The sequence below is a fragment of the Rappaport israeli genome (genome assembly GCF_001888055.1).
GTDB classification, from domain to species: Bacteria; Pseudomonadota; Gammaproteobacteria; order Cardiobacteriales; family Cardiobacteriaceae; genus Rappaport; species Rappaport israeli.
The window spans coordinates 16726-41245 of the sequence record NZ_LXHZ01000026.1; the positions used below are offsets into that span (position 1 = coordinate 16726).

The 24520-nt window shown below is 41.6% G+C and carries 20 protein-coding genes and 4 pseudogenes; 22 read left to right on the plus strand and 2 right to left on the minus strand.

The window, feature by feature from the left end:
- Positions 1-2: 2 nt before the first annotated feature.
- The 17 genes and pseudogenes from A5N84_RS07655 to msrAB all read left to right on the plus strand — a co-directional run bounded on the left by A5N84_RS07655 (position 3) and on the right by msrAB (position 16872).
- Positions 3-761, plus strand: coding sequence for a Nif3-like dinuclear metal center hexameric protein (locus A5N84_RS07655; protein WP_078055660.1), 759 nt, complete (start codon positions 3-5; stop codon positions 759-761).
- A gap of 119 nt (positions 762-880) precedes the next feature.
- Positions 881-1522, plus strand: coding sequence for a ubiquinol-cytochrome c reductase iron-sulfur subunit (petA, locus tag A5N84_RS07660; protein WP_072281901.1), 642 nt, complete (start codon positions 881-883; stop codon positions 1520-1522).
- Positions 1515-2767, plus strand: a pseudogene (locus A5N84_RS13095) (cytochrome b). The gene petA and the pseudogene A5N84_RS13095 overlap by 8 nt, the downstream one beginning before the upstream one ends.
- Complete coding sequence (locus A5N84_RS07670; protein ID WP_072281902.1) at positions 2764-3525, plus strand: cytochrome c1; 762 nt, start codon at positions 2764-2766, stop codon at positions 3523-3525. The pseudogene A5N84_RS13095 and the gene A5N84_RS07670 overlap by 4 nt, the downstream one beginning before the upstream one ends.
- Positions 3526-3605: 80 nt before the next feature.
- Complete coding sequence (locus tag A5N84_RS07675; RefSeq protein ID WP_072281903.1) at positions 3606-4178, plus strand: glutathione S-transferase N-terminal domain-containing protein; 573 nt, start codon at positions 3606-3608, stop codon at positions 4176-4178.
- Between the two features lie 8 nt (positions 4179-4186).
- The gene (locus A5N84_RS07680; protein WP_072281904.1) at positions 4187-4537 is read left to right on the plus strand and encodes a stringent starvation protein B; all 351 of its coding nucleotides are present in this window, start codon (positions 4187-4189) and stop codon (positions 4535-4537) included.
- 214 nt (positions 4538-4751) lie between these two features.
- Positions 4752-7042, plus strand: a pseudogene (gene bamA, locus A5N84_RS07685) (outer membrane protein assembly factor BamA).
- Between the two features lie 2 nt (positions 7043-7044).
- Entirely contained in the window at positions 7045-7695 is a 651-nt protein-coding gene (locus A5N84_RS07690; RefSeq protein ID WP_072281905.1) for an OmpH family outer membrane protein, read from the plus strand.
- A 9-nt stretch (positions 7696-7704) separates the two neighbouring features.
- Positions 7705-8460 carry a UDP-3-O-(3-hydroxymyristoyl)glucosamine N-acyltransferase gene (locus tag A5N84_RS07695; RefSeq protein ID WP_078055661.1) on the plus strand — a complete coding sequence of 252 codons (756 nt, stop codon included), beginning with the start codon at positions 7705-7707 and terminating at the stop codon, positions 8458-8460.
- Between the two features lie 32 nt (positions 8461-8492).
- The gene (locus A5N84_RS09655) at positions 8493-8681 is read left to right on the plus strand and encodes a hypothetical protein (protein WP_078055662.1); all 189 of its coding nucleotides are present in this window, start codon (positions 8493-8495) and stop codon (positions 8679-8681) included.
- Positions 8682-8708: 27 nt separating this feature from the next.
- Positions 8709-9184, plus strand: a pseudogene (gene fabZ / locus A5N84_RS07700) (3-hydroxyacyl-ACP dehydratase FabZ).
- A complete protein-coding gene (gene lpxA, locus A5N84_RS07705; protein WP_072281906.1) occupies positions 9181-9954 on the plus strand; it encodes an acyl-ACP--UDP-N-acetylglucosamine O-acyltransferase in 774 nt (257 codons plus the stop codon). The pseudogene fabZ and the gene lpxA overlap by 4 nt, the downstream one beginning before the upstream one ends.
- The gene (gene lpxB / locus A5N84_RS07710) at positions 9954-11084 is read left to right on the plus strand and encodes a lipid-A-disaccharide synthase (protein ID WP_072281907.1); all 1131 of its coding nucleotides are present in this window, start codon (positions 9954-9956) and stop codon (positions 11082-11084) included. Before lpxA ends, lpxB begins: the two co-directional genes overlap by 1 nt.
- Positions 11081-11671 (plus strand): ribonuclease HII, encoded by a 591-nt coding sequence (locus A5N84_RS07715; RefSeq protein WP_072281908.1) that lies wholly within the window; start codon positions 11081-11083, stop codon positions 11669-11671. The genes lpxB and A5N84_RS07715 overlap by 4 nt, the downstream gene beginning before the upstream one ends.
- Positions 11664-14701, plus strand: a pseudogene (gene dnaE, locus A5N84_RS12055) (DNA polymerase III subunit alpha). Before A5N84_RS07715 ends, dnaE begins: the two are co-directional and overlap by 8 nt.
- A 1-nt stretch (position 14702) precedes the next feature.
- Complete coding sequence (locus A5N84_RS09670; RefSeq protein WP_078055665.1) at positions 14703-15209, plus strand: OB-fold nucleic acid binding domain-containing protein; 507 nt, start codon at positions 14703-14705, stop codon at positions 15207-15209.
- Between the two features lie 22 nt (positions 15210-15231).
- Positions 15232-16872 (plus strand): bifunctional peptide-methionine (S)-S-oxide reductase MsrA/peptide-methionine (R)-S-oxide reductase MsrB, encoded by a 1641-nt coding sequence (msrAB, locus tag A5N84_RS07725; RefSeq protein ID WP_072281909.1) that lies wholly within the window; start codon positions 15232-15234, stop codon positions 16870-16872.
- Positions 16873-16986: 114 nt separating this feature from the next.
- On the opposite strand, the gene A5N84_RS07730 is transcribed toward msrAB, so the two are convergent.
- The gene (locus A5N84_RS07730) at positions 16987-17763 is read right to left on the minus strand and encodes an L-threonylcarbamoyladenylate synthase (protein WP_072281910.1); all 777 of its coding nucleotides are present in this window, start codon (positions 17761-17763) and stop codon (positions 16987-16989) included.
- Positions 17764-17867: 104 nt separating this feature from the next.
- Positions 17868-19889 (minus strand): BCCT family transporter, encoded by a 2022-nt coding sequence (locus A5N84_RS07735; RefSeq protein WP_072281911.1) that lies wholly within the window; start codon positions 19887-19889, stop codon positions 17868-17870.
- Between the two features lie 365 nt (positions 19890-20254).
- Here A5N84_RS07735 and A5N84_RS07740 point away from each other — a divergent pair, with 365 nt between their 5' ends.
- The 5 genes from A5N84_RS07740 to A5N84_RS07760 all read left to right on the plus strand — a co-directional run bounded on the left by A5N84_RS07740 (position 20255) and on the right by A5N84_RS07760 (position 24411).
- A complete protein-coding gene (locus A5N84_RS07740) occupies positions 20255-20872 on the plus strand; it encodes a Bax inhibitor-1 family protein (protein ID WP_233120039.1) in 618 nt (205 codons plus the stop codon).
- A 187-nt stretch (positions 20873-21059) separates the two neighbouring features.
- Positions 21060-21563 carry a paraquat-inducible protein A gene (locus tag A5N84_RS07745; RefSeq protein ID WP_233120040.1) on the plus strand — a complete coding sequence of 168 codons (504 nt, stop codon included), beginning with the start codon at positions 21060-21062 and terminating at the stop codon, positions 21561-21563.
- Positions 21550-22182, plus strand: coding sequence for a paraquat-inducible protein A (locus A5N84_RS07750; protein WP_072281914.1), 633 nt, complete (start codon positions 21550-21552; stop codon positions 22180-22182). Before A5N84_RS07745 ends, A5N84_RS07750 begins: the two co-directional genes overlap by 14 nt.
- Entirely contained in the window at positions 22169-23824 is a 1656-nt protein-coding gene (locus A5N84_RS07755) for a PqiB family protein (protein WP_072281915.1), read from the plus strand. The genes A5N84_RS07750 and A5N84_RS07755 overlap by 14 nt, the downstream gene beginning before the upstream one ends.
- Positions 23824-24411: a PqiC family protein gene (locus A5N84_RS07760; protein ID WP_072281916.1), complete on the plus strand. Its 588-nt coding sequence runs from the start codon at positions 23824-23826 to the stop codon at positions 24409-24411. The genes A5N84_RS07755 and A5N84_RS07760 overlap by 1 nt, the downstream gene beginning before the upstream one ends.
- The last annotated feature ends 109 nt before the right edge of the window (positions 24412-24520 follow it).

A 24520-nucleotide genomic window follows, 5' to 3' on the forward strand; every position in this document is an offset into this window, starting at 1 on the left:
AAATGACTAAGCATATAAACAATAAGCAATTATCTGAGATATTAGGAGATTTTCTACAGATTAAACGCTTTAAGGATTACACTATAAACGGCTTGCAAGTTGAAGGACGTTCTGAAATTACCCGTATTTTAACAGCAGTTACTGCCTCACAAGCTGCAATTGAAGCGGCAGTTGATTATAAAGCTGATGCATTGTTGGTGCATCATGGATACTTTTGGCGCGGTGAAGATGAAGCCATAGTGGGTATAAAAAAGCAGCGCCTACAAACTTTACTAACACATGGAATTAATCTTTATGCCTACCATCTGCCATTAGATCAGCATCCAGAGCTTGGGAATAATCGCTTATTTGCAGAGATTTTTTCTCCTATTTCTTATTGGCAGTCGCAAAAAGAGCCGTTAATTTGGCATGCGCAAATTGCCAGTCAATCACTTGATTTGATTGTGGGAAAAATCGAAAAGGCAATGAATCGACAAGCGCAAGTAGTAATTGCAAAAGCAACACAGAATATTGAGCGTTTAGCATGGTGTACCGGTGCTGCACAAGATTTTCTAACTCAAGCGCATAATGAAGGTGCTCAAGTTTATCTAACAGGTGAGTATGCCGAACGGACTTATCATGAGGCGCAAGAACTGGGTTGCCATTTTATTGCTTGCGGACATCATGCTAGTGAGCGAGCAGGGGTACAGAGATTAGGACAGTGGTTTAGCGAACAATATCATTTGCAGGTGAAATTCTTTGATGACAAAAATCCTTTTTAAATGCAAGATTAATCAAATAGTTATTACCATAATGTTGAGATAATTAATCTTTTGTTTATAATAAATAACTGGCAATAACGCCGTGAGCATCGGCTATCGATAGGCGGAGAACTATAATCATGAGCAATGACACAACATTAAAACCGGCATTCCAGCCGGCTCATTTAAATCATAATACAGGAAGGCGGAAATTATTAGTTGCTGCTTCAGTGGGCGCATCAGCTGTTGGGGCAGGCTTTGTTGCTGTGCCTTTCTTAAAAAGTTGGTTGCCTAGTGAGCGCGCAAAGGCAATAGGAGCGCCTATTAAAGTGGATATTTCTAAGTTAGAAGACGGTGCCCTACAAACGGCATTGTGGCGCGGAAAAGTGGTCTATATCTTGCGTCGAACTGATGAAATGGTAGCCACACTTGAGCAGCTAAACGACCAGTTGCGCGACCCTCACTCTAAGGAATCTATCCAACCAGAATTTGCTAGTGATATTACCCGAGCACAACGTGATAATGTAATGGTAATGTTAGGGGTATGTACGCATCTTGGCTGTGCCCCTAAATTACAGTCGCAAATTCAAGGGCGGGAGGAACGTGGAGATAGTGCATGGTTGGGCGGATTCTTTTGCCCTTGCCATGGCTCAAAATTTGATTATGCAGGTAGAGTTTACAAGGGTGTGCCAGCGCCAACAAATCTGACCGTGCCCCCTTATCGTTTTGAATCGGATAACATCGTGGTTGTGGGTGAAATGGAGGGAGAAAATAATGTCTAATCCATATAAAACAACGGGAATACTTGGTTGGATAGATGATCGCTTCCCTTTGACTGTGTTGTGGAATGACCATTTGGCGCGTTACTACGCTCCGAAAAATTTCAATTTTTGGTATTACTTTGGTTCATTAGCACTGTTGGTATTAATTAACCAAATTATTACAGGCATATGGTTGGCTATGTTCTACAAGCCTAGCGCATTAGAAGCCTTTACCAGTGTTGAAGGCTATATTATGCGTGATGTAAGCCTAGGCTGGTTGCTCCGTTATATGCATTCAACTGGTGCATCTTTCTTTTTTATTGTGGTTTATCTGCATATGTTTAGAGGGTTGCTGTATGGGTCATATCGTAAACCGCGCGAGTTGGTATGGCTATTTGGCGCTTTAATCTTTTTATGTTTAATGGCAGAAGCTTTATGGGCTACTTACTACCATGGGGGCAGACTTCTTATTGGGGTGCTAATGTAATTATTTCTCTTTTTAGTGCGTTCCCAATTATTGGTGACCCGTTGGTTACCTTTATTCAAGGTGATTTTTATATTTCTGATGCGACTTTGAATCGATTTTTCTCTATGCATGTTATTTTAATTCCGTTGGTGCTGGTTATGTTGGTGGCAGCACACATCATTGCTTTGCATGAGGTAGGTTCAAATAATCCAGATGGTATTGAAATCAAGAAATACAAAGATGAGCGTGGTGTTCCTCTAGATGGAATTCCATTTCATCCTTACTATACTGTTAAAGATATGGTAGGGGTTGGAGTGTTTCTATTTATCTTTGCAGGAGTGATTTTCTTTTTCCCAGAGCTTAAAGGTTATTTCTTGGAGCTGGCAAACTTTGAGCCTGCTAACCAACAAGTTACACCTGAACATATTGCTCCAGTTTGGTATTTTGGGACCTTTTATTCTATTTTACGGGCAATGACTTGGGATTGGTTTGGTGTGCCTGCTAAGTTATGGGGTGTTTTGGCTATGTTTGGTGCAGTGGCGATGATTTTTATCTTGCCATGGCTAGACCGCTCACCAGTAAAATCAATCCGCTACAAAGGATGGATTTTTAAGTTGGCTTTGGCATTGTTTACTATTGCTTTCTTAGTTTTGATGGTATTAGGTACTAAACCCCCTACAGATACTTTGACTATGTGGGCGCAAATTATGACTGCAGTCTACTTTGCCTTTTTTCTGCTAATGCCGATTTATAGCAAATTAGATAAAACAAAACCTGTGCCAACGAGGGTAAGCAAATGATTCATAAAATAATTCTTATATTAGGCAGTGCGTTTACAATGGGCAGTGTAATGGCTGCCTCATCAGGAGATATATTCCCTAATTATCATTTTGAGGTAGAAATTACTGATCAACCAAGCTTGCAACGCGGAGCAAAATTGTTCATGAATTACTGCGCAGGCTGTCATTCATTAGAGTTGCAACGCTATAACCGGACTTTTAAAGATTTAGGAATTGACCCTGAAATTGGAAGTGAAAATTTGATTTTTACTGGCGCAAAAGAAGTCGAACGCATGCACAATAGTTTGAGTGTGGCAGATGGGACTAAATGGTTTGGTAGTGCGCCACCAGATTTATCTGTAACTGCAAGAGCGAAAGGCGGGGATTATATCTACAACTATCTACAAGGATTTTATGTAGACGATAGTCGCCCGCTGGGTTTTAATAATACTGTTTTTCCTGGCGCAAGTATGCCTAACCCATTATGGCAACTTCAGGGTTTGCAAAAGCCAGTAATAGAAGAGCATGAGCATTGTAATAGTACTGGTGAGTGTGAAACAAACACTAAAATTGTTGGCTTTGAAAAACTAACTGAGGGAACGTTAAATGATTTAGGTTATCAGCGTGTAGCCTCAGATTTAACTAATTTTTTAGTTTATGTTTCTGACCCTTCAGCATTACAACGATTAGCTATGGGACCTTGGGTATTATTGTTCTTGGCTTTACTGACAGTATTATTTTACTTCCTGAAGCGTGAATTTTGGCGTGATATACATTAAAAATATTGAAATATTATGAGCTTAATAAATCAAAAACGAGGTGGATTGGCGCTATTTGGTAGCCTAAACATGCAGCAAGTTTGCGGATTCGTTTGGTCGCATATGCAAAAGATTTAGAAATTGAGCATATTGAAATTGATGCCGATAATATTCCAGAGGATTTGCTAGAAATTAATCCTACAGGGCGTTTACCAACGTTGATTGACCGTGATTTGGTATTGTTTGATGAAAGAGTTATTGCAGAATATTTAGATGAGCGTTTCCCTCATCCAGCTTTGATGCCAATTGAGGCAAATTTGCGAGCGAGGATTCGTTTATTTTGCTATGAAATCGAGCAACATTGGTATGAGCTTGCTAACCAATTAGAACATGCGCGCTTGACGCCTGCAAAAAAGAAATCTACAGTTAAAGCTCTGCGAGAAGCTGTACTTTATATGGCACCTCTTTTTAAAAACAAACAGTATTTGATTGGTAATGAGTTATCGTTGCTAGATTGCTGTGTATTGCCAATATTGTGGCGACTGTCCTATTTAGGAATTGAATTACCTAATTCGGCTCAAGGTGTGCAAAATTATATGAAGTTTCATTTTGCCCAAGATTATTTTAAACGAGCGCTTTCTAAGTATGAGCAGAAAATAGCGCATCAGTCATAGGATGAATCATGCAAAAAAGTGCAATTATCGATAAAAAACCTTATATGTTGCGCGCCGCCTACCAATGGGTGGTCGATAATGGTTGGACGCCACATCTAATTGTAGCGTGCCCGAATGTTGGGTGGGTTGGTGGTTTATCTGAGGATTTTCTGCAAGATGAATTTTTGGTTTTGAATATATCCCCATCGGCTGCACCAGATTGCTTGATTGAGAATGATTATGTGTTTTTCTCTGGGCGTTTTAAGGGAGAATCTTGTCAAGTATCTGTTGCAATGGAGGCAGTTGCTGCATTGGTTGCGCGTGAAAATGGACAAGGCTTTAATTTTGAACTGCCAGAAAATATTAAAGAAAGGCCCTAAAAAAATTAAGGAAAAAGTTGAAGGAAAACAAGAAAGTAAACCGACAAAACAATCAAAGCCATCGCATTTAAAAAATTGTCCGCTAAGGAGTGATATTTTAAATACTTATTTTGCGTGTTTGCATTCTTTTTAAAATATTAGAAATATGTTGCTGTCTGTTGTGTAAATGTTTTATGGCAGACTGAATTATCTTTTGTTTAATTTTGGAAAAACTATGAGTCATTTGTTTAGAAAACAGGCTTTGTCTTATGTGGTGGGATTAAGTTTGGCGAATATTGCTTGGGCAGAATCGTTTGTGGTGCAGGATGTTCGTATTGAAGGTTTGCAACGTATTTCTGCGGGAACGGTATTTGGATATTTGCCAATTATTCCTGGTGAACAGTTTGACGTTGCAGATAGTGCACAGATAATTGATGATTTAGCAAAGACTAATTTATTTTCTGATATTCAAGTGGCACGTGATGGCAATGTTTTGGTTTTAATTGTGCAAGAGTATCCAGTTATTTCTGAAGTAAATATTTCTGGTAATAAAGAAATTAATACCAATGAGATTAAAAAAGCGCTAGATGATTTAAGGGTTGTGCAAGGTCAAACGTATAATCCAACCAATTTTCAAGTGGCGATTGAGGCTTTAGCGCAACAATACCAAGCGCGTAGTAAATATGCAGTGCAAATTACGCCTAAAATTCGCTCTTTGCCAAGAGGGCGAGTAGCAATAGATATTGATATTTCCGAAGGTCGTTCAGCGCGTATTAAAGAAGTGAGTTTTGTTGGCAATAAGATTTACAGTGATGAGACGTTAAGAAAGCAATTTGATACGACAACGAGTCGGTGGAATTCCATTCTCACTAAATCTGATCAATATAATCCTGATAAATTAGCTGCTGATATTGAGCGATTAGAATCTTTTTATACCAATCGTGGTTTTTTAAATTTTAAAGTACTTTCTACACAAGTTAATGTATCGCCTGACCGTCAATGGGTGTATTTAGTAGTTAATATCGATGAGGGGCACGCCTATACAATTGGGGAGTATCGTTTTAGTGGAAATTTAATTCTTTCTGAAGAGGAGTTGGCGTCTTTAATTGAGTTTAATTCTGGTGAAATCTATAGCCGAGATAAGGTGGCTCAATCCATAGAAGCAATTGAGGTTCGTTTGGCAGATGAGGGTTATGCTCAGGCAGAAGTTAAGGTTATTCCAAAAGAAAACGCGTTAACAGGTGTAGTGGATTTTGATTTTGTGATTGAACCTGGTGAGCGCGTATTTGTGCGTTATATTAATTTTACAGGCAATGATAAAACCTATGATTCAGTATTGCGGCGCGAGATGCGACAAATGGAATCTAGTTTGTTCTCTAGTTCAGATTTAGCGCGCTCTGAGGAGCGTTTGCGTCGTCTGCCTCAGATTGAATCTTTAGAGCAGCGGTTTAGTGTAGTGGAAGGTGAGCCAGATAAAATTGATATTGAATACAATATTAAAGAACGGCGTACCAGTTATATTCAAGCAGGCATTGGCTATGGTGAGACTAGTGGCGCGTTATTTAATGCTGAATATGCGGATAATAACTTTTTTGGCACGGGGAATCGTTTGTCGCTTAAATTTGCCAAAAGTCAAAATGCATTGAGCTATGGGGTTAATTTAACCGACCCATATTTTACGGCAAATGGTGTGAGTGCTGATTATCAGTTTGAATATAATCAGCTAACTTATGATAGTCACGAACTTTCAGATTGGGCGACAGATAATTATCTGGCGACAGTTGATTTTGGTTATCCTTTGTCTGAATATCAGAAGGTATATTTTGGCGGGGGGTATCGTGGATTAAAGATAAAAACAGGTCACGATGTTGCTAAGGAAATTCAGCAATCTGTAGATAAAAATGGAGATACTTATCACGAGGGAGTGTTAACGCTTTCTTGGGCGAAAGATACTTTAAACAGTGCTTTTTTGCCTACTAAGGGTAGTTTAAATAAGGTTTATGGTGAGTTAACGATTCCTTCAAGCTCTGATACTTATTACAAAACGGGCTATCGGAATCGGACGTATTTTTCAAATAGTGATGAATCGCTTATTTTAAGCCTTCGTGGGGATATTAGTTATGGGGGGGGGTACGGCAAAACAGAGTCGTTGCCATTTTATCGCCATTATTATGCTGGTGGCATTAGCACGGTGCGAGGATATAAGTTTGGTTCGTTAGGCCTAAATATCAAAATGGGGATAGTCAAGGTGGGGATTTTAGAGTGATTGGGGGAGCTGAATTGGCATTGCCTTGGTCATTGGGTACGAGAAATAGCAATTTGCACTTAGGGACGTTTATTGATTTTGGAAATGTATATCAGTCGGCGAGCGCATTTGATGCTGGGGAGTTTCGTTATTCTTCAGGATTGTTTTTGCAGTGGATTTCACCGATTGGTCCGCTTAATTTAAGTTATGCGTTCCCTTTAAATAAAAAAGAGGGTGATGTTGAGGAGAAATTCCAGTTTACGGTGGGCGCTGGTTTCTAGCCATGCGGGTTTTAACTATTTGGTTAGGGTTGTTTTTTTGGGCATGTGGTATCAAGGCGCAATCGGTTCAAGAGAATTTATCTAATATTGATGCGCCAAATTCGGTAATCCTTAGCAAAAACCCCAATACTCATCAGGCTCTTGGAGTTAATCCTGATGAAGATGTAGTATTAGATGAGGCTGAGTTATCAAATAAGCAGGCAATTTTACAAGCCAATGCGCAGTCTTTGCGGATTGGCTTTATTAATTTTCGTCGCATTATGACTTCTATTCCACAACTTAATGCGGTCAGTAGTTTATTGGAAGCGGAATTTTCCGCGCAGCAAAAGGCTTTGACCGCTAAACAAGAGGAGGTGGCTCAGATGGAGCGAGAATTGGCAACTCTTGAGCGTGGTGAGGCGTATTCGGATTTTGAAAAGCAGGTCATTGCTAAACGACGTGAGTGGTTGCGTGAAGATGCGGCGTATCGTGATGCCTATAGTGTGCGTCGCAATGAGGAGTTGGCGAAATTGCAACGGATTGTGGTTGATGAGATTGTTGCGCTGGCAAAAGCGCTTGATTTTGACATTATTTTAAATGATACGGGCGTGATTTATGTGAGCGAGGAGGCGGATTTGACCTCGGCGGTTATTGAGCGTTTGCGATTGCTTTAGGGTGAAACAATGGCGAGTTATACGGTTAAAGAATTAGCGCATAGGATTCAAGCGACGTTGCAAGGTACGGTAGAAGCATCCATTACAGGGGTGGGGACGTTGGAGGCGGGTCAATCTGGGCAAATTGGATTTTTGGCAGATGGTCGTTATGGTAAGTTTTTACCTTCTACGCGCTTATCGGCTTTGATTGTGGCAGAGCCTGTGGCGTCGTTTGATGGTGTGCAGTTGCAAGTGGCAGATGTAAAGCGTGCATGGCGGCAGGTGGTTGCGTTGTTTGCGCCTGATAATCGCTTATCAGGTGTTGCTGTGAGTGCTGTGGTGGATTCTTCGGCAGTTTTGGGAGAAGGGGTTGGGATTGGTGCAGGAGCCATTATTGGCGCTGGTGCTGTAATTGGCGCGCATTGCCAAATTGGGGCGGGGGTGGTGATTGGTGAGGAGGTCTCTATTGGTGCGCATTCGGTGATTGTTAGTGGTGCGAAGATTTTGGCGCGTTCTGTGATTGGGTGTAATGCTTATATTGATGCAGGGGCGGTGATTGGTTCGCGTGGGTTTGGTTTTTCTTTTGAAGAGGGGCGCTGGTTGCCAATCGCGCAGGTAGGGCGTGTGATAATTGGTGATGAGGTTGAGGTGGGGGCAAATACAACGATTGATTGTGGTGCGGTGGGGGATACGGTAATTGGTGATGGGGTGAAGCTGGATAATCAGATTCAGGTGGCGCATAACGTGACAATTGGGCGCATACGATTATTGCAGGATGTTGTGTAATTGCGGGTTCAACTAAAATTGGGCGCTATTGTTTGATTGGTGGGGCGAGTGTGTTAAACGGGCATATTCAAATTGCGGATAAGGTGCAAATTACTGGACATTCTTCGGTGTCTAAGTCAATTACGCAGGCAGGCGTTTATTCTTCGGCATTTCCAGCGATGCCCAATCGAGAATGGAATCGTTTAGTGGCGAATACGCGTCGTTTGGATAAAAAAAATTAGGCTAATTATTTATTTTAAGGAGTTTTTATGTCTACTATCATGGATATTGAGGCCATTCAGGCGTATTTGCCGCATCGCTATCCTTTTTTGTTGCTTGATAAGGTGCTTGAGGTGCAGGCGGGCGAGTTTATTCGTGCAGTTAAGAATGTATCGATTAATGAACCTTTTTTTCAGGGGCATTTTCCTACAAAACCTGTCATGCCTGGGGTGTTGGTGATTGAGGCAATGGCTCAGGCGGCTGGGATTTTGGGGGTGAAGTCGGTTAAAAAGGAATTGGGTTTGCCTGATGAACCTGAAAAAGATGGCATTTATTTTTTGTTGGCATTGATAAGGCGCGATTTCGTGCAACTGTTGTTCCTGGTGATCAGTTGATTTTAGAGGTGAGGGTGGTGCGTGCGCGTCGTGGGATTTGGTCTTTTGAGGCGAAGGCGACGGTTAATGATAAGGTGGTGTGTGATGCTCAAATTATGTGTACCACTGCGGGTAAGGGTAGTGCTGAATGATTCATAAAACAGCGATAATCGATGCAAGTGCGGAGATTGGGCTTAATGTGTCTATTGGTGCGTATAGTGTGATTGGTGCGAATGTCTCTATTGGGGATGGGACGATTATTGCGCCGCATGTGGTGATTGAGGGTCCAACTCAAATTGGTAGAGACAATCATATTTTTCAATTTTCTTCGCTAGGGGCAATGCCTCAAGATAAAAAATATAAGGGCGAGGCGACGCGTTTGATTATTGGCGATCGCAATGTGATTCGTGAGGGCTGTACGTTTAATCGGGGAACGGTGCAGGATAAAGGCGCAACGGTTATTGGTTCGGATAATTGGATTATGGCTTATGTGCATTTAGCGCATGATTGTGTGGTGGGTAATCATACGGTGTTTGCAAATAATGCCTCATTAGCGGGGCATGTGCAGGTAGGGGATTATGTAACGTTGGGTGGATTTGCATTGGTGTATCAATTTGTGCGCATTGGTGCGTATGCAATTTGTGGTTTTTCTAGTGGGGTGAAGCAGGAGGTGCCACCATTTGCGATGGTAGCAGGGATGCCAGCTAAGATAAGTGGGTTGAATAAGGAGGGGTTGCGTCGTCATGGCTTTGCTAAAGCGGAGGTTGAGGCGATTAAGTTGGCTTATAAGTATTTGTATTATGAGAATTTATTGCTTAGTGAGGCTAAGGCGCGCTTGCAAGACTTGGCGTCTGGTTCGCCCGCGGTGAAGGATATTTTGGCGTTTGTGGAGAATATGGGTAAACGGGGTTTGATGCGTTAATGGTTAAGCAATTGCATGTGGCGCTGTTGGCAGGGGAGCGCTCAGGCGATGTATTGGGTGGTGCGTTGATGCAGGCTTTAAAAAAGCGTTATCCGTCGGTGTCTTTTAGTGGGATTGGTGGGCAAGCGATGCAGGAGCAGGGGTTGCACTCGTTGGTGGCGATGGAGCGCTTGTCTGTGATGGGGTTGGTGGAGGTGGTGGCGCATTTGCCTGATTTATGGCGTGTGCGTCAGGTGGCGCGAAAATATTGGCAGGAGAATCCGCCAGATATTTTTATTGGCATTGATGCGCCTGATTTTAATTTGCCGATGGCGCGTTTTTTGCGCGCGCGTGGGGCGTTTTGTGTGCATTATGTGAGTCCGTCGTTGTGGGCGTGGAAGGAAAAGCGCATTGAGAAGATTAAGGGGGCGGTAGATTTAATGTTGTGTCTCTTTGCTTTTGAGACGGCAATTTATGCCCAGCATGGGGTGCAGGCGGTGGCAGTGGGGCATTCGTTACGCGATAAGTTGGCTAATAGTGTGAAAAATACGGGTGGAGATGGGCATACTTTGGGGATTTTTGCAGGCTCTAGGCGTGCTGAGATTGCGCGGTTATTGCCAGTTTATTTACAAGCTTTTGCGCAGTTGCAGGAGCGTTTGCCACAGGTGAAGGCGGTGGTGTCGGTGAGTGAGGCGCATTTGTATGATTTGGTGGCGCAATGTGTGCAGGCATCTGGGGTGTCGCAGGTGCAGTTGTCGCTGGCGCCTAGCGCGCAGCTGCTTGCACAGTGTTCGCTGGCGTTGGTTTCTAGTGGCACGATTACGCTGGAGGCGGCGCTTTTGCAAACGCCGATGGTGGTGGCGTATAAGGTGCAGGCGTTAACGGCGGCTATTGCGCGTCGATTGCTAAAAATTGACCGCTTTGCTTTGCCTAATTTATTAGACCATCGTGATTTGGTGCCTGAATATATTCAAGAAAATGCGACGGCGGATAAGATTTCAGCGGCTCTTTATGCGCTATGGTCAGATGGGGCTTTGCAACAGGCGCAACGTGAGGGGTTTGCGCGCATTGCACAGGCATTGCCGCTTAATGTGGCTGATTGTGCGGCGCAGGCGGTGTTGACTGCTTATGCGCAAAAGGTGGTGCGGTGATTGTTGCGGGGGTGGATGAGGCAGGGCGTGGGGCGTTGGTGGGTAATGTGGTGGCAGCGGCGGTGGTGTTGCCAAAGCGCTATGATTTGCCAAAGTTAACTGATAGTAAGCGTTTGACGGCAAGGCAGCGTGAGCGCTTATTTGAGGGGATTATGGCTCAGGCGTCTGCGGTTTGTTGGGCGCAGGTAGGGGCTTTAGAGATTGACCGTTTGAATATTCATCATGCGAGTTTGCTGGCGATGCGTCGTGCGGTGTTGGGTTTGCGATGTCTGCCAGATAAGGTGCTGGTTGATGGGCGGTTTGTACCTGATGTGCCGATGGTGTGTGAGGCGATTGTTGGGGGCGATGGTTTAGAGGCCTCTATTGCGGCGGCGTCGATTGTGGCGAAGGTGGTGCGCGATGCGCAGATGGTGGCGCTGGATGCCTGTTGGCCGCAATATGGTTATGCGCGCCATAAGGGTTATCCAAGCGCTTTGCATGTGCAGGCGTTGGCGCGTTTTGGGGTGCATGGTTTGTATCGCTTGAGTTATCGTCCTGTGCGGGCGTTGCTTTCTGGCTTGGTTTTTGAGGATAAAAAGAATGGCTGATGTTGTTTTGCCTTATGTTGATTTGCATATTCATAGTGAGTTTTCGCTAACCGATAGTATTTTGCGTGTGGGTGAGATTGTGGCACATGCAAAGCAACAGGGTGCGCATTCGGTGGCTTTGACTGACCGCAATAATGTCTATGGGGCGATGAAGTTTTATAAAGCGGCACGTGCCGCTGGGATTAAACCGATTTTGGGCTGTGATTTGACGGTGCGCGATGAAGAGGGGGCGTTGGCGCAATTGGTGCTGTTGGCGCAACATCATGCGGGATTTGTGCATTTGTGTGAATTGGTGAGCGCGGCGTATCAATATGACCAAGATGCGCAGGCGGTGGCGGTGGATTGGAAGCGCTTAACCTCTAGGCAGTGTGAGGGGTTGATTGCGTTGTCGGGGGGGATGCAGGGTGATGTGGCGCAATTGGTGTTGCAAAATCGTAGGCAGGAGGCGCTTGAGCGGATACGCCATTGGCAAGCGGTCTTTGGCAATCGCTATTATTTGCAAATTGCAAGGCATGGCGTGGAAGGGGAGGCGCAGTATATTGAGGCGTGTCAGGCGTTTGAGGAGCAGTGTGATGTGGTGTCTGTGGCGACTAATTTGGCGTGTTTTGGCAATCGTGCGGGTGATTTTGAGGTGCATGAGGCGAGGATTTGTATTAGTGGGGGCTATCAGTTGATTGACCCACGGCGTCCGCGACCGTTTACGCAAAATCATTGTTTGCAATCTAGGGATAAGATGAATGCCCTTTTTTCAGATGCGCCAATGCTTTTGCAAAATAGTGAGGTGGTGGCTAAGCGTTGTAATACGGTGTTGGCGTTGGGTGAAAATTATTTGCCTGATTTTCCAGTGCCTGAGGGTCAATCCATTGAACAGTTTTTGGTGGATATGGCAGAACAGGGGCTTGAACGGCGCTTGACGCAGTTATTTGATGAGCAGGCGCGTTATCAAGAGAAAGCGCCTGAATATCGCGCGCGGTTGCAGCAAGAATTGGCGGTGATTAATCAAATGGGTTTTGCAGGCTATTTTTTGATTGTGGCGGATTTTATTCGTTGGGCAAAACACAATGAAATTGCTGTTGGGCCTGGACGGGGGTCGGGCGCGGGGTCGTTGGTGGCCTATGCGTTGGAGATTACTGACCTTGACCCGCTTGCCTATGATTTGCTGTTTGAGCGGTTTTTAAATCCTGATCGTGTGTCAATGCCTGATTTTGATATTGATTTTTGTATGGAAAAGCGCGATAGGGTGATTGAATATGTTGCGGATAAATACGGTAGTGAGAAGGTGTCGCAAATCGCAACATTTGGCACGATGGCGGCAAAGGCGGTTATTCGCGATGTGGGGCGGGTGATGGGAATGCCTTATCCTGTGGTGGATAGGTTGTCCAAGATGGTGCCAAATGTTTTGAAAATTAAGCTGTTGGATGCTTTGGGGAAAAGTGAGAGGTCGCAAAGTAAGCCAGAGATGGTGTCTGAGGAGTTAATCGAGCAATACGATAATAATGAAGAGGCGAAACAGTTGTTGGAGACGTGTTTGCGCCTAGAGGGGTTGGCGCGAAATGTGGGTAAGCATGCAGGGGGGTGGTGATTGCGCCTACTAAATTATCTGATTTTTCTGCATTGTATGCTGAGCATGCTGGCGCAGGGGTGAGTTCGCAGTTTGATAAAGATGATATTGAAGCGGTGGGGTTGGTTAAATTCGACTTTTTAGGGCTGCGGACGTTGACGGTAATTGATTGGGCGTTGGCGCATGTGAATAAGCGTCGGCGTCGGGAAGGATTAGGGGATTTGGATTTAACGCGGGTGTCGTTAGAGGATAAGGCAACTTATGATTTGCTGAAATCTGGACAAACAACGGGGGTTTTCCAGCTGGAGTCCCGTGGGATGAAGGAGCTGATTTTAAGAATAAAGCCTGATAATTTTGAGGAGATCGTGGCGCTGGTGGCGCTATTTCGTCCTGGTCCGTTGCAATCGGGAATGGTGGATGATTTTATTCGGCGTAAGCATGGTTTGGCAGAGGTGATTTATCCGCATCCTGATTTAGAGCCCATTTTAAATACGACTTATGGGGTTATGGTTTATCAGGAGCAGGTGATGCAGGTGGCTCAGGTGTTGGCAAAATATAGTCTGGGAGAAGCAGATATTTTGCGCCGCGCGATGGGTAAGAAAAAAGCAGAAGAGATGGCAATGCAACGAGAGATTTTCACCTCTAAGGCGGTAGCGCAGGGGGTGAAAGCGCAGTTGGCGGCAGAGATTTTTGATTTGATGGCAAAATTTGCTGAGTATGGTTTTAATAAATCACATTCAGCAGCTTATGCGTTGTTATCGTATCAAACCGCGTGGTTAAAAACGCACTATCCAGCGGAGTTTCTAGCGGCGGTGCTAACTTCTGAAATGGACCATACAGATAAAATCGTTCGCTTTATTGATGAATGTCAGAAAATGGGGATTGAGGTGTTGCCTCCTAGTATTAATCAATCGCACTATGCTTTTACTGTGAATGAGGCAGGAGCAATTGTTTATGGTTTGGGTGCTATAAAGGGGGTGGGGGAGAATGCGATTAATGCCATTGTGGCTGAGCGAGAGGCAGGCGGCGCATTTGATTCACTAGAAGGGGTTTGTCAGCGATTGAATTTGAAGAAACTAAATCGTAAAACGCTTGAAACGCTTATTTATGCGGGCGCTTTTGATGCTTTGACAATCAATCGTGGCGCGATTTTTACAGCACTTCCTGAGATGTTGCAGTTATCTGAGCAGATTCATAAAGATGAGCAAACCCAACAGCATGATATGTTTGCATTATTTGGCAATGTGCCTTCTATAGAACGTAAATTGTTAAAACTTGATGACTCTAATCAATGGGATAAGAGAATACAGCTGGAGTATGAAAAGAAAACGTTGGGTTTGTTTTTAAGCGACCATCCAATTAAGCCTATGCGTCAGCTTTTACTGCAGATGTGCCCTAAAACAATCGCCGAATTAAATGATGAACTAGAGCAACAGGAAAAACCGCTTAAAAAAAGGGGCGGGATATGAGGTGTGGGTTGGTGGGTTGGTGTTAGATGTGCGCAAGATGAAGTCTAAAAAAGGGCATTGGATGGCGTTTTTAACCTTAGATGATTTGTCTGGGCGTTGTGAGTGCAGTGTATTTGGGGATTTGGTACAACAGGCGGATGCTTACTTACAAGCGGATGCAATTTTGGTTATTCGTGCAAAAGTAGAATATGCGTTTTATCGTGAGCAGTGGCAGCTTATTGCACAGGAAATTATGCCAATCGAGCGGGCGCAATTCCAATTGTTGAAGGCTTTGCAGATTTCTTTAATCAATAAACCCACAGAAAAGACGATACAAATTGGAGAGTTTTTAGCGCAATTAAAGAATAGTCAGGGAATTCCAATGTCAATTCGCGTAGAGTTGGCTGCAGAAAATGTTGCGGGAATGCTGCAATTACCTGGTGTTTATCAAATAGATGCGCAAGCTTTTAAAACACTAGAGCAGATGATTGGCAAGGAAGCAATGTTTTCTAGTTACATTACACAATAACTTCACATAGGGATAAATATAGATGAATCGCGTCATTAGATTTTTAACGGTAGGCATTTTAGCTATTGGGCTATTTAAGCTCACTGCTGGTGTGGCAGAAACTAACTCAGTATTGCCCGATGGTGAAAAGGCAATACTGGAATCATTAAAAACATTGCCTGCAACAAATGGACAAGCCGGTAAGGATTTTTTAGCGCCAAAACCAACGCTGGTGAAGTTTTGGGCAAGCTGGTGTCCGCTATGTTTGGCTGGTCTAGAAGAAGCAAATCAATGGCGTAGAGACCCTGATTTTGCAGGGGTTAACTTTGTGAGCGTGGTTTCACCAGATTATTTTGCTGAGATGAGTGAGCCTGATTTGCAATTATGGTATGAGGGATTGGATTATCCTGATTTGCCTGTGTTAAAAGATAGGGGGGGTGAAATAGCTCAATCTTTAGGCTTGAATGTCTATCCAAGCTGGGCATTATTAGATAGCAGTGGTAAGGTGCAAAGAGTTATGCGTGGCGATTTGCATAAGGCGCAGTTATTAGAGCTCATTGCAAAACCTGATGCTAAATTAAGCGCTAAACAAACTTTTTATAAACAAAATAAAGACGGAGCAAAACCTATGAATACTAAAGAAATTTATCTTGCAGGAGGCTGTTTTTGGGGATTGGAAGCTTATTTTGAACGCATTGATGGCGTGGTTGATGCGGTATCAGGTTATGCTAATGGCAATACTGAAAATCCCACTTATCAAGATGTGGTTAAGCGCAATACAGGGCATGCTGAGACAGTTAAAGTAACCTATGATGCTGAGCGTCTCTCTTTAAGCGATATTTTGGCTTACTATTTGCGTGTAATTGACCCAACTAGTTTAAATAAACAAGGCAATGACCGCGGTACGCAATACCGCACTGGGGTGTACTATACAGACCCGAGTGAGAAGAGCATTATTAGCGAAGCATTAGCGCAAGAGCAGAAGAAGTTTAAAAAACCTATCGTGGTAGAAAATGAGCCTTTGCAACAATTTTTTATGGCAGAAGACTATCACCAAGATTATTTAACTAAGAATCCAAATGGTTATTGTCATATTGATATAAGTTTGGCCGATAAACCGTTAGCGCACAAAACAAATGGAGAGAAAATGAGTAGCACAGAAACCAATGTGTCTGAAAAAGGTCAAAATATGTCTGTAAAAGTGGATGCTAGCAAATATCAAAAGCCTGATGCAGAAACTGTTAAAAAGCAATTAAGCGCGATGCAGTATAACGTTACACAAAAAGCAGGAACAGAGCGCGCATTTAGCCATGAATACGACCATTTATTTGCGCCAGGGCTTTATGTGGATATAGTCAGTGGTGAACCTTTATTCAGTTCAGCAGATAAATACCAATCTGGATGCGGTTGGCCGAGCTTTACTAAGCCTATTGATGGTGATGTGATTGTTGAGCATGAAGATCGCTCTTTTAATATGCGTCGCACAGAGGTGCGTAGTCGCGTAGCGGATTCTCACCTAGGGCATGTATTTACAGATGGACCTAAAGAAGCAGGTGGATTGCGTTACTGCATTAATGGCGCAAGTTTGCGTTTTATTCCACTAGATAAGCTAGAAGCTGAGGGTTATGGAGAATATAAATCAATCATTGCAAATGCCAAGCCGATTGAGAAACAATCTTCTTAAGTTATAACAATCCTAGAAATTCCATAACCTAGGTAAAGCGATAGAATTTTTAGGCGGTTGAAAATATAAAAAAAGCCAGAGTAAAATCTGGCTTTTGTTTTATTTAGAATGAAATTAATAATATTCGCCGTGGCGATAGTCCCAGCTGGGAAAAATATCGCTTAAATGCATCATGATTTTATCTACATCCAGCCCTTTGCGGATTAATACTGGCGCAGGAGAAATAGAACGTTGACCTTGTTGTTCTGGGATAAGTTGACCATTCTCATCGACCATGGAAACCATAACGCCTTGCTCATAGCGCGTCTCAAGAGTTTTATCAGGCTGGATAGAGGCGACATAATCATCCGCTTCAATAATCAAATCTACGCTAGATGCAATACGTTCGCCAATACCTTCAACCATCCCACGATTACCTTGACCTGAAGGGTTTGCAGAGCTAGCAAAAATCATTTTGCCTTCTTGCTCCCAAAAATGTTTGGCAATCTGCTCTCCTGGGGTGCCAAAACGGATAACAAAACAGCTGGTTTCTCTTTTGTCCATCATAAGTTCTTTGCGTCCATCATTGGCAAGATTGGCTTTGGCTTCTTCTTTCCATGGCAAAATACAACCTAATAAGATGTCTTCATCCCAATGTTTTTGATAAAGCGCTTCAATTTCTGGATTTAATTGCGCTAAGGCGCGCAGTTGAGCCATGCTGCCACAAAGGACGACACCTGGTTTATTACGTTTGCGCTCTTTGGCATCAAATTTGCGCTCCAAGCCTTTATAGTCAGTGGTGATAATAATATAACCAACCTTTGTTGGACTAACGATTACACCTCCTTCTTGATTTAATGCTTCTAATGCCTGTGGTGGGATTTGTTTTTGCCAGTGAATTTTTTCAGCCATTAATAATTTCTCCATAGTAAATAAAGGGCGGTTATTTTAGCATTGAATACTTTTATGTATCGATGCTTACTTTTAATCCCCAAAAAGGGGTTAAAAGCGATGATTTAAGCCGATGGACCATGATGAGTAATCGGTGCTTGTGTAATTAAATCGTGCTCATCGGTATTGAGTAAGATTAAATAGCGCTGATACTGTTTTAAAACATCAGCGATTAATTGGTCACGCCCCATATATTTCACATCGTAACCTAAACGACCATCACCAAAATATGTAATGGGTTCATAAATAGTCTGGTGGCGTGCTGTTGGGATATGTGTTTCATCTAATACCGCCTTAGAGGATTCTCTCGTTTGCACAGCAATGCCATAAATAAAGTTGCGCAATAAACCTTTTTCTATTACTAATTCAATGCTTTGCGTGGGGTCTGTGGTTTCATTAATGCTTACAGTCAAGCCATGTTTTTCAACCAATTCTGTTTTAAGCATATTGAAGGCAGGGCGTGCTGTTTTTTCAAAAAACTCATGCATATCTTGCTTTTGGGTTTGCGATAAAATCTTAGCTAAATTTGTTTGCCAATTATTGCCATTCCAAAAAACAGTTGCTTCATTAAGGGATTTATTAAAATACTTGCTATCTACACTTAGGCTTTTAAGCAAGCTATAACACATAATCACCATTAAGAAGGCAAATGGCAAAGCTGCTACTAAGGTCATCGCTTGAATAGCATCTAGTCCGTCAGTATAGAGCAATGCAATGGCAACTATGGTAATAATCACTGCCCATAAAATATTTTGCCAACGAGGAATATTATCTGAAATACCGTTTGAGGCGATGCTGTTTAAAACAAAAATCCCTGAATCTGCAGAAGTAATGAAAAACAGCGCCAAAATTAGCATCGCTACCAACCCTGTTAAAGAAGAAAGAGGGAAGTGTGCTAAGAACTCAAAGAGTAGATGCTCAGGTGAGCCTGTAAGTGCTGTGAGTGCGCCATTAGCCAGCTTATCAACTTCAAAAGCACTATTACCAAAAATAGTAAACCAAAAGGTAATTAATAATGTTGGAACAATCAATACACCAATGACAAATTCACGCACAGTTCTACCACGCGAAATTTTAGCGATAAATAACCCTACAAAAGGCGACCATGAAAACCACCATGCCCAGTAAAAAACTGTCCAGCCAGAAAACCAATCTAAATGCTCAGAATCGTAGGTGAAGGTTTTAAAACCAAGTTTAAAGACATTACTTATATAGTTGCCTAAATTATCAGAATAAGCTGATAAAAGATAAACGGTAGAACCCGTAAATAGTACAAATAACATCAGTAAAACTGATAAACTTAAATTAATCTCACTTAAAATGCGCACACCTTTACCAACTCCAGAAATCGCTGAAATAACAGCGATTGCCATGACTACAACAATAATAAGGACTTGTTGAGAAAATCCAACTTCAGAAACCCATCCCACTGACTGTAGGCCAGCATTTAATTGAGCAGCGCCAAATCCTAGCGTGGTGATAATGCCAAAAACAGTAGCAATTAAGGCAACTGCATCAATAAAGTTTCCAAAAGGCCCATTAATTTTATCTTTTAAAATAGGATAAAATGTCGAACGTAAAGATAAAGGCAGGCGATAGCGAAAACTAAAGTATGCCAATGCTAAGGCAATCGTTCCATAGAGTGCCCAAGGATGAAAACCCCAGTGTAAAAAGGTATATAACATGGCATTTTGTTCAGTATTGCCATCAGTAATTGGACTGGCAGCATGCATAAGGGGTTCAGCAGTACCAAAATACATTAAACCAATGCCCATACCAGCAGCAAACAACATAGAAATCCATGATAGAAATGGAAATTCTGGTTCTTCATTATCCGCACCTAAGCGAATATCCCCTAGACGAGTAAAGGCTAATATCGTTAGGAAAATAACAAATCCACTCACTGAAAGTAGATAAAACCAGCTAAAATATTGAAAGGCAGCATTTTTAGCGACTTGCAACGACCCAGCCATCCAATCATTAGCATAAATTCCCAGTAGGGCAATTATGGCGATAAAAACAAAACTTGGAATAAAAACAGAGGGATGGAACGTTGTTTTTTGCTTAATGCGTTCATATAATGACATATCAATCAATCCTTAATTATTTTAAATACGATAAAACAACCTACCGCTAAGCGACAGCATCTATCGCAAAATGCAAACTATAATAAATATTGTGAAACAGTCTCTTGATTATATAACATTTTTTTAAAAAATAAACCTTGAGCCTAAATGCAATTCCTGCAAAGTTTTATCTCGGTTTGTTTAATATGAAGTTTTTTACCTAGGCGCGCTATACCTATAAAAAGTAACCATATTTTATACAAATTTGCGCATAATGTGCTTTACTTGAAGGGTTTTACCCCCTACAATCTTGAGAGTTTTAACTTATCAAAAGGAGCATAGAAGTGAATCAACAACGGACAATTGATGTTCTTTCTCAGCAAAGCGTGATTGCACGCAATAAGGTTTTGCGTCAAACCTATATTTTATTATCAGCTAACGTGTTTTTTAGTGCCTTGTGTGCTTATATCGGCATGAAGCTCAATGTTGGTAATATCCCTTGGTTTATGTCTATTGTGGCATTGATGGGGCTTTCTTATGGCATTGAAAAGAATAAAAATAATGGTCTAGGGATTGTATTGTTGTTTGCATTAACTGGCTTTTTGGGCTTTGTTGTCGCAAATATGGTTGGTACTTTAGTTGCAGCCAACTTAGGCTATGTAGTAGTAAAAGCCTTGATTGGCACAGGCATTATTTTCTTTGCGCTTTCGGCTTATGTGTTAGCGACAGGAACTAATTTTACCTTTTTAGGTGGTTTCTTATTTGTCGGTATTGTGATTGCTTTGCTTGCAGGCGTAGGCGCGATATTTTTCAATATGACAGCGTTAAGCTTGGTAGTATCAGGGGCATCTTTGATTATCTTTTCAGGGTATGTGCTTTATCACACCAGCAATATTATTCATGGTGTTGAGGGCAACTATATCACTGCAACTTTAGATTTGTTTATTTCTATCTTTAACATTTTTACTAGCCTACTTCATTTGATTTTGGCTTTTAGAGAGTAAAATTTTTTACTGTTACTTATGTCTGTGATAGCACTCTTCTTGAGTGCTATCTTTTATTGTGTAAAGCCGTGTGGCCTATCATTTGATGAATAAGAAATCTTATATCGCTTGCCCTTATTGTGATGCGCTTTACGATAATGTCGTATTGGGCTCAAATGAGATTTTAGTTTGCCATGATTGCCATGCGGTGATTGATAATGGTAAAGCTGATTTTGTTCGCTCGTTTATTTTTGCGCTCACTGCTTTAATCTTATTTGTTATTTCTAATACTTTTGCATTTATCACTATTAATCTCAAAGGTGAGGAAAGTACAATCACAGTATTTTCCAGCATAAAATCATTGTTTGAAAATGATTTGACAATTTTAGGGTTTTTAGTGTTATTGCTTATTATTGTAATGCCTCTTTGGTATTTGCTGGCAATGGTCTGGGTGGGAATTAGTTTTTATTTTGATTTTTCCACACAACTTACGCGTAGATTTTTACACTGGATGGAACATTTAGCCCCTTGGAATATGTTAGATGTTTATTTGGCGGGTGTGGTGGTGACAATGGTCAAAATTCTTACTTTAGCAGACATTGAATTTGAGGCAGCGTTTTGGGCATTCTGCTTGTTAATGGTATGCAATTTTTTTGCAAATCATTATTTTCATTTAGATGATGCGATGTTTAAAGCTTATGAGCGCAAATAAGACAGAGAAGCGCATAACTGCAAAATCTAGTCAGTTGGTGCATTGTTTGCAATGTGGCGTGCTTGCGCCTATAGAAGCAAAGCGATGCCAGCATTGCAATGGGCATTTATCTTCTCGTAAACGTGAGAGTAATCAACGTACTTGGGCTTATTTACTCACCTCGATTATTTTATTTTTCCCCGCAAATTTATTACCCATTACCTACACCAGTTATCTAGGGCAAGCACCAACGGGCGATACAATTATGAGTAATATTATTTTGCTCTGGCATCATGGTTCGTATGGTGTGGCGTTAATTATATTTATTGCCAGCATATTCACACCTTTTATCAAAGTGTGTATATTGGTTTTTTTACTGACACATCAAAAACCTAAGTGCCCACCTGTATTGCAAACAAAATTATATCGGTTTGTGCATTTAATTGGGCGTTGGTCAATGATTGATGTATTCGTGGTGGCGCTTCTGGGGGCTTTGGTGCATGGAAAATTAGCTATTATTTCACCTGGGGCAGGAATTTTTGCTTTTGCAGGGGTTGTGGTGTTTTCTATGATTGCTACAGAGGCTTTTGATATTCGTATCCTTTGGGATAACTACAGAGAGAAAGATGCAACAACCTAATATTAAAAATAAAAATAATTCTGGATGGCTATGGCTAGTTCCCATTTTAGCATTGGGGGTTGGTTTGTGGCTGGCTTATGCGCGTTTATCATCGGCAGGTCCTGAAATTAGCATAGTTTTTAAATCGGCTGAGGGAATAAAAGCAGGTTCTACTAAATTGCGTTATAAAGATTTAGATGTAGGAACAGTGAGCGATGTAGAGCTTTCTGATGATTTAATGCATGTTGTTGTAAAAGCTAAGATGCTTAAAACTGCTGTGCCATTACTAAAAACAGATACGCAATTTTGGGTGGTAAAGCCACAAATTTCTGCCAGCGGTATTACTGGATTAAATACGATAATTTCAGGAAGTTATATTGCTATTGAGCCAGGGAACAAGCCTCAAAAAGAAACTGATTTCATTGGTTTGGAGGATATCCCACTGACAACACCTTCTGAGCCTGGGTTGCGCATTCAATTGGTTACTAATGATGCGACTGGCATTAATGTAGGCACACCGCTTTATTATCGTGGTATAAAAGTTGGGCAAGTTGAACAAATAAAATTTGATGAAAACTTCAATTATTTAGGTTTGTTGGTATTTGTGCGTGCGCCTTATGATCAGCTGGTAACAAGTAATACACGTTTTTATAATATTGGTGGTTTTTCATTTCAAGCCAATACGAATGGGATTGATTTATCGCTTGAATCTGCAGAAACGCTTTTTTTAGGTGGGATTAGTTTTACCACTCCGACTACTTTGCTTACCTCCGCGCGTAAAGTTGATGATAATACAGTGTTTACTTTGTATAAATCACAACAAGATAGCCAGTTGCCAAGCTCTTTTGCACGTGAATACTATGTGGTTTATTTTGATGATAGTCCACGTGGGCTAAAAAATGGTAGTAAGGTAGTATTAAATGGCATGGATGTTGGGCAAGTTGTTGATGTGCGTCTGCTTTATGATGCGCAACTTAATAAGACAGTTGTACCGATTTTGATTGAAATTGAACCTAGTTTGATAGAAGTATTTAATAGTCAAGCTAATAATCCTAAACAGCTGATTATGGAAATGGTGCAACATGGTTTGCATGCCTCATTAGAAACGGCTAATTATTTGACAGGTCAGAAAATGATTACGCTAAAATTCTATGATAATCAGGGAAAATTTACTAAAGACCCTTATAGTAGTTATCAAGTGTTGCCCACTAAAAATACGGGATTATCTAAGATTACAGATGATGTTGCCAATATTGTTAATACCATAAAAAAATTGCCAATTAAGCAGTTTTTTAATAAAGCGGTTGACGCGGCGGGTTCTGCTTCTGATTCTATTGATGCGCTGAAGCGAATTATTGAAAAACCAGAACTACAGAATTTGGGCGTATCGTTGCAAAAAAGTATTAAAAAACTTAATGATACTTTATCTTCGATTAAGAATTTTAGTGATACTTCTTCAAATGCGGTGGGGGATTTAAATGCGCAAATTAATGAGCTAACAAAACAATTAGAGCATACTTTGTATGGTTTGAGCCCTGAATCAACGCTTTATTACAATATTCAGCAGACTTTGCAGGAATTACAACAAACAGCAAAATCAGTTAATCAAACAACAAAAATTATTAATGAAAAACCCAATGCGCTTATTTTTGGAGGTGAGTAATGCAGATACACAATAAAATAACTCGTTTATCCTTGGCGATGGGGTTAGTGTTATTGTTAGGCTGTGCTTCAGAGGTGAAAAATCGCTACATGATTGCGCCAGCGCAGTTTTTATCGCCCTCTAATAATGCGCAAGCGTTTAACCAGCAGATGATTGCGTTGCGCCAATTGCGTTTACCAGATTATTTACGAGAGCAGAAAATAGTCTATAGAGCGCAGGGACAAAGTGTTATCGCAGATAAAAATGAGCTGTGGGCGCAGGATTTGGAAGATAATATGAAGCGGGTATTACAACAAAATATCGCTAATTTATTGTCGCAAACGGGGGTGAATAGTTATCCATTAGGGGCAGATGTGCGTCCTGATAAAATAGTGGATTTGCAAATTATTGAGATGATTGCTGATAAAGAAGTGTTACGTTTTGATGTGTTGGTAAGTTGGCAAGTATTTACTGCGGGACAAACCAAACCACAGCAACATGAATTTAGAAAAAATTATTCATTAACTCAGATGGATGGACAGGAAATCGTTCGAACATATCAGCAAAGTTTAAAAGAATTAAGTGAGAAGATTGTCGCGACCTTGTGAGTTTTATTATTCCCTAGCGTTTTGCATTTTTGAGTAAAGCGCTATTTTTTATTGTGTGCAGATAAAAAATGCTGGCACTTGTTTGGCCAGCATTTTTTTGCGCTTTTAT

Coding starts and splice junctions, on each gene's coding strand:
- A5N84_RS07695 (WP_078055661.1), top strand. CDS start 7,705: ATGGCGAGTTATACGGTTAAAGAATTAGCGCATAGGATTCAAGCGACG.
- A5N84_RS07680 (WP_072281904.1), top strand. CDS start 4,187: ATGCAAAAAAGTGCAATTATCGATAAAAAACCTTATATGTTGCGCGCC.
- A5N84_RS07755 (WP_072281915.1), top strand. CDS start 22,169: ATGCAACAACCTAATATTAAAAATAAAAATAATTCTGGATGGCTATGG.
- A5N84_RS07670 (WP_072281902.1), top strand. CDS start 2,764: ATGATTCATAAAATAATTCTTATATTAGGCAGTGCGTTTACAATGGGC.
- A5N84_RS07730 (WP_072281910.1), bottom strand. CDS start 17,763: ATGGCTGAAAAAATTCACTGGCAAAAACAAATCCCACCACAGGCATTA.
- lpxB (WP_072281907.1), top strand. CDS start 9,954: ATGGTTAAGCAATTGCATGTGGCGCTGTTGGCAGGGGAGCGCTCAGGC.
- A5N84_RS07690 (WP_072281905.1), top strand. CDS start 7,045: ATGCGGGTTTTAACTATTTGGTTAGGGTTGTTTTTTTGGGCATGTGGT.
- A5N84_RS07760 (WP_072281916.1), top strand. CDS start 23,824: ATGCAGATACACAATAAAATAACTCGTTTATCCTTGGCGATGGGGTTA.
- A5N84_RS07735 (WP_072281911.1), bottom strand. CDS start 19,889: ATGTCATTATATGAACGCATTAAGCAAAAAACAACGTTCCATCCCTCT.
- msrAB (WP_072281909.1), top strand. CDS start 15,232: ATGAATCGCGTCATTAGATTTTTAACGGTAGGCATTTTAGCTATTGGG.
- lpxA (WP_072281906.1), top strand. CDS start 9,181: ATGATTCATAAAACAGCGATAATCGATGCAAGTGCGGAGATTGGGCTT.
- A5N84_RS07655 (WP_078055660.1), top strand. CDS start 3: ATGACTAAGCATATAAACAATAAGCAATTATCTGAGATATTAGGAGAT.
- petA (WP_072281901.1), top strand. CDS start 881: ATGAGCAATGACACAACATTAAAACCGGCATTCCAGCCGGCTCATTTA.
- A5N84_RS07750 (WP_072281914.1), top strand. CDS start 21,550: ATGAGCGCAAATAAGACAGAGAAGCGCATAACTGCAAAATCTAGTCAG.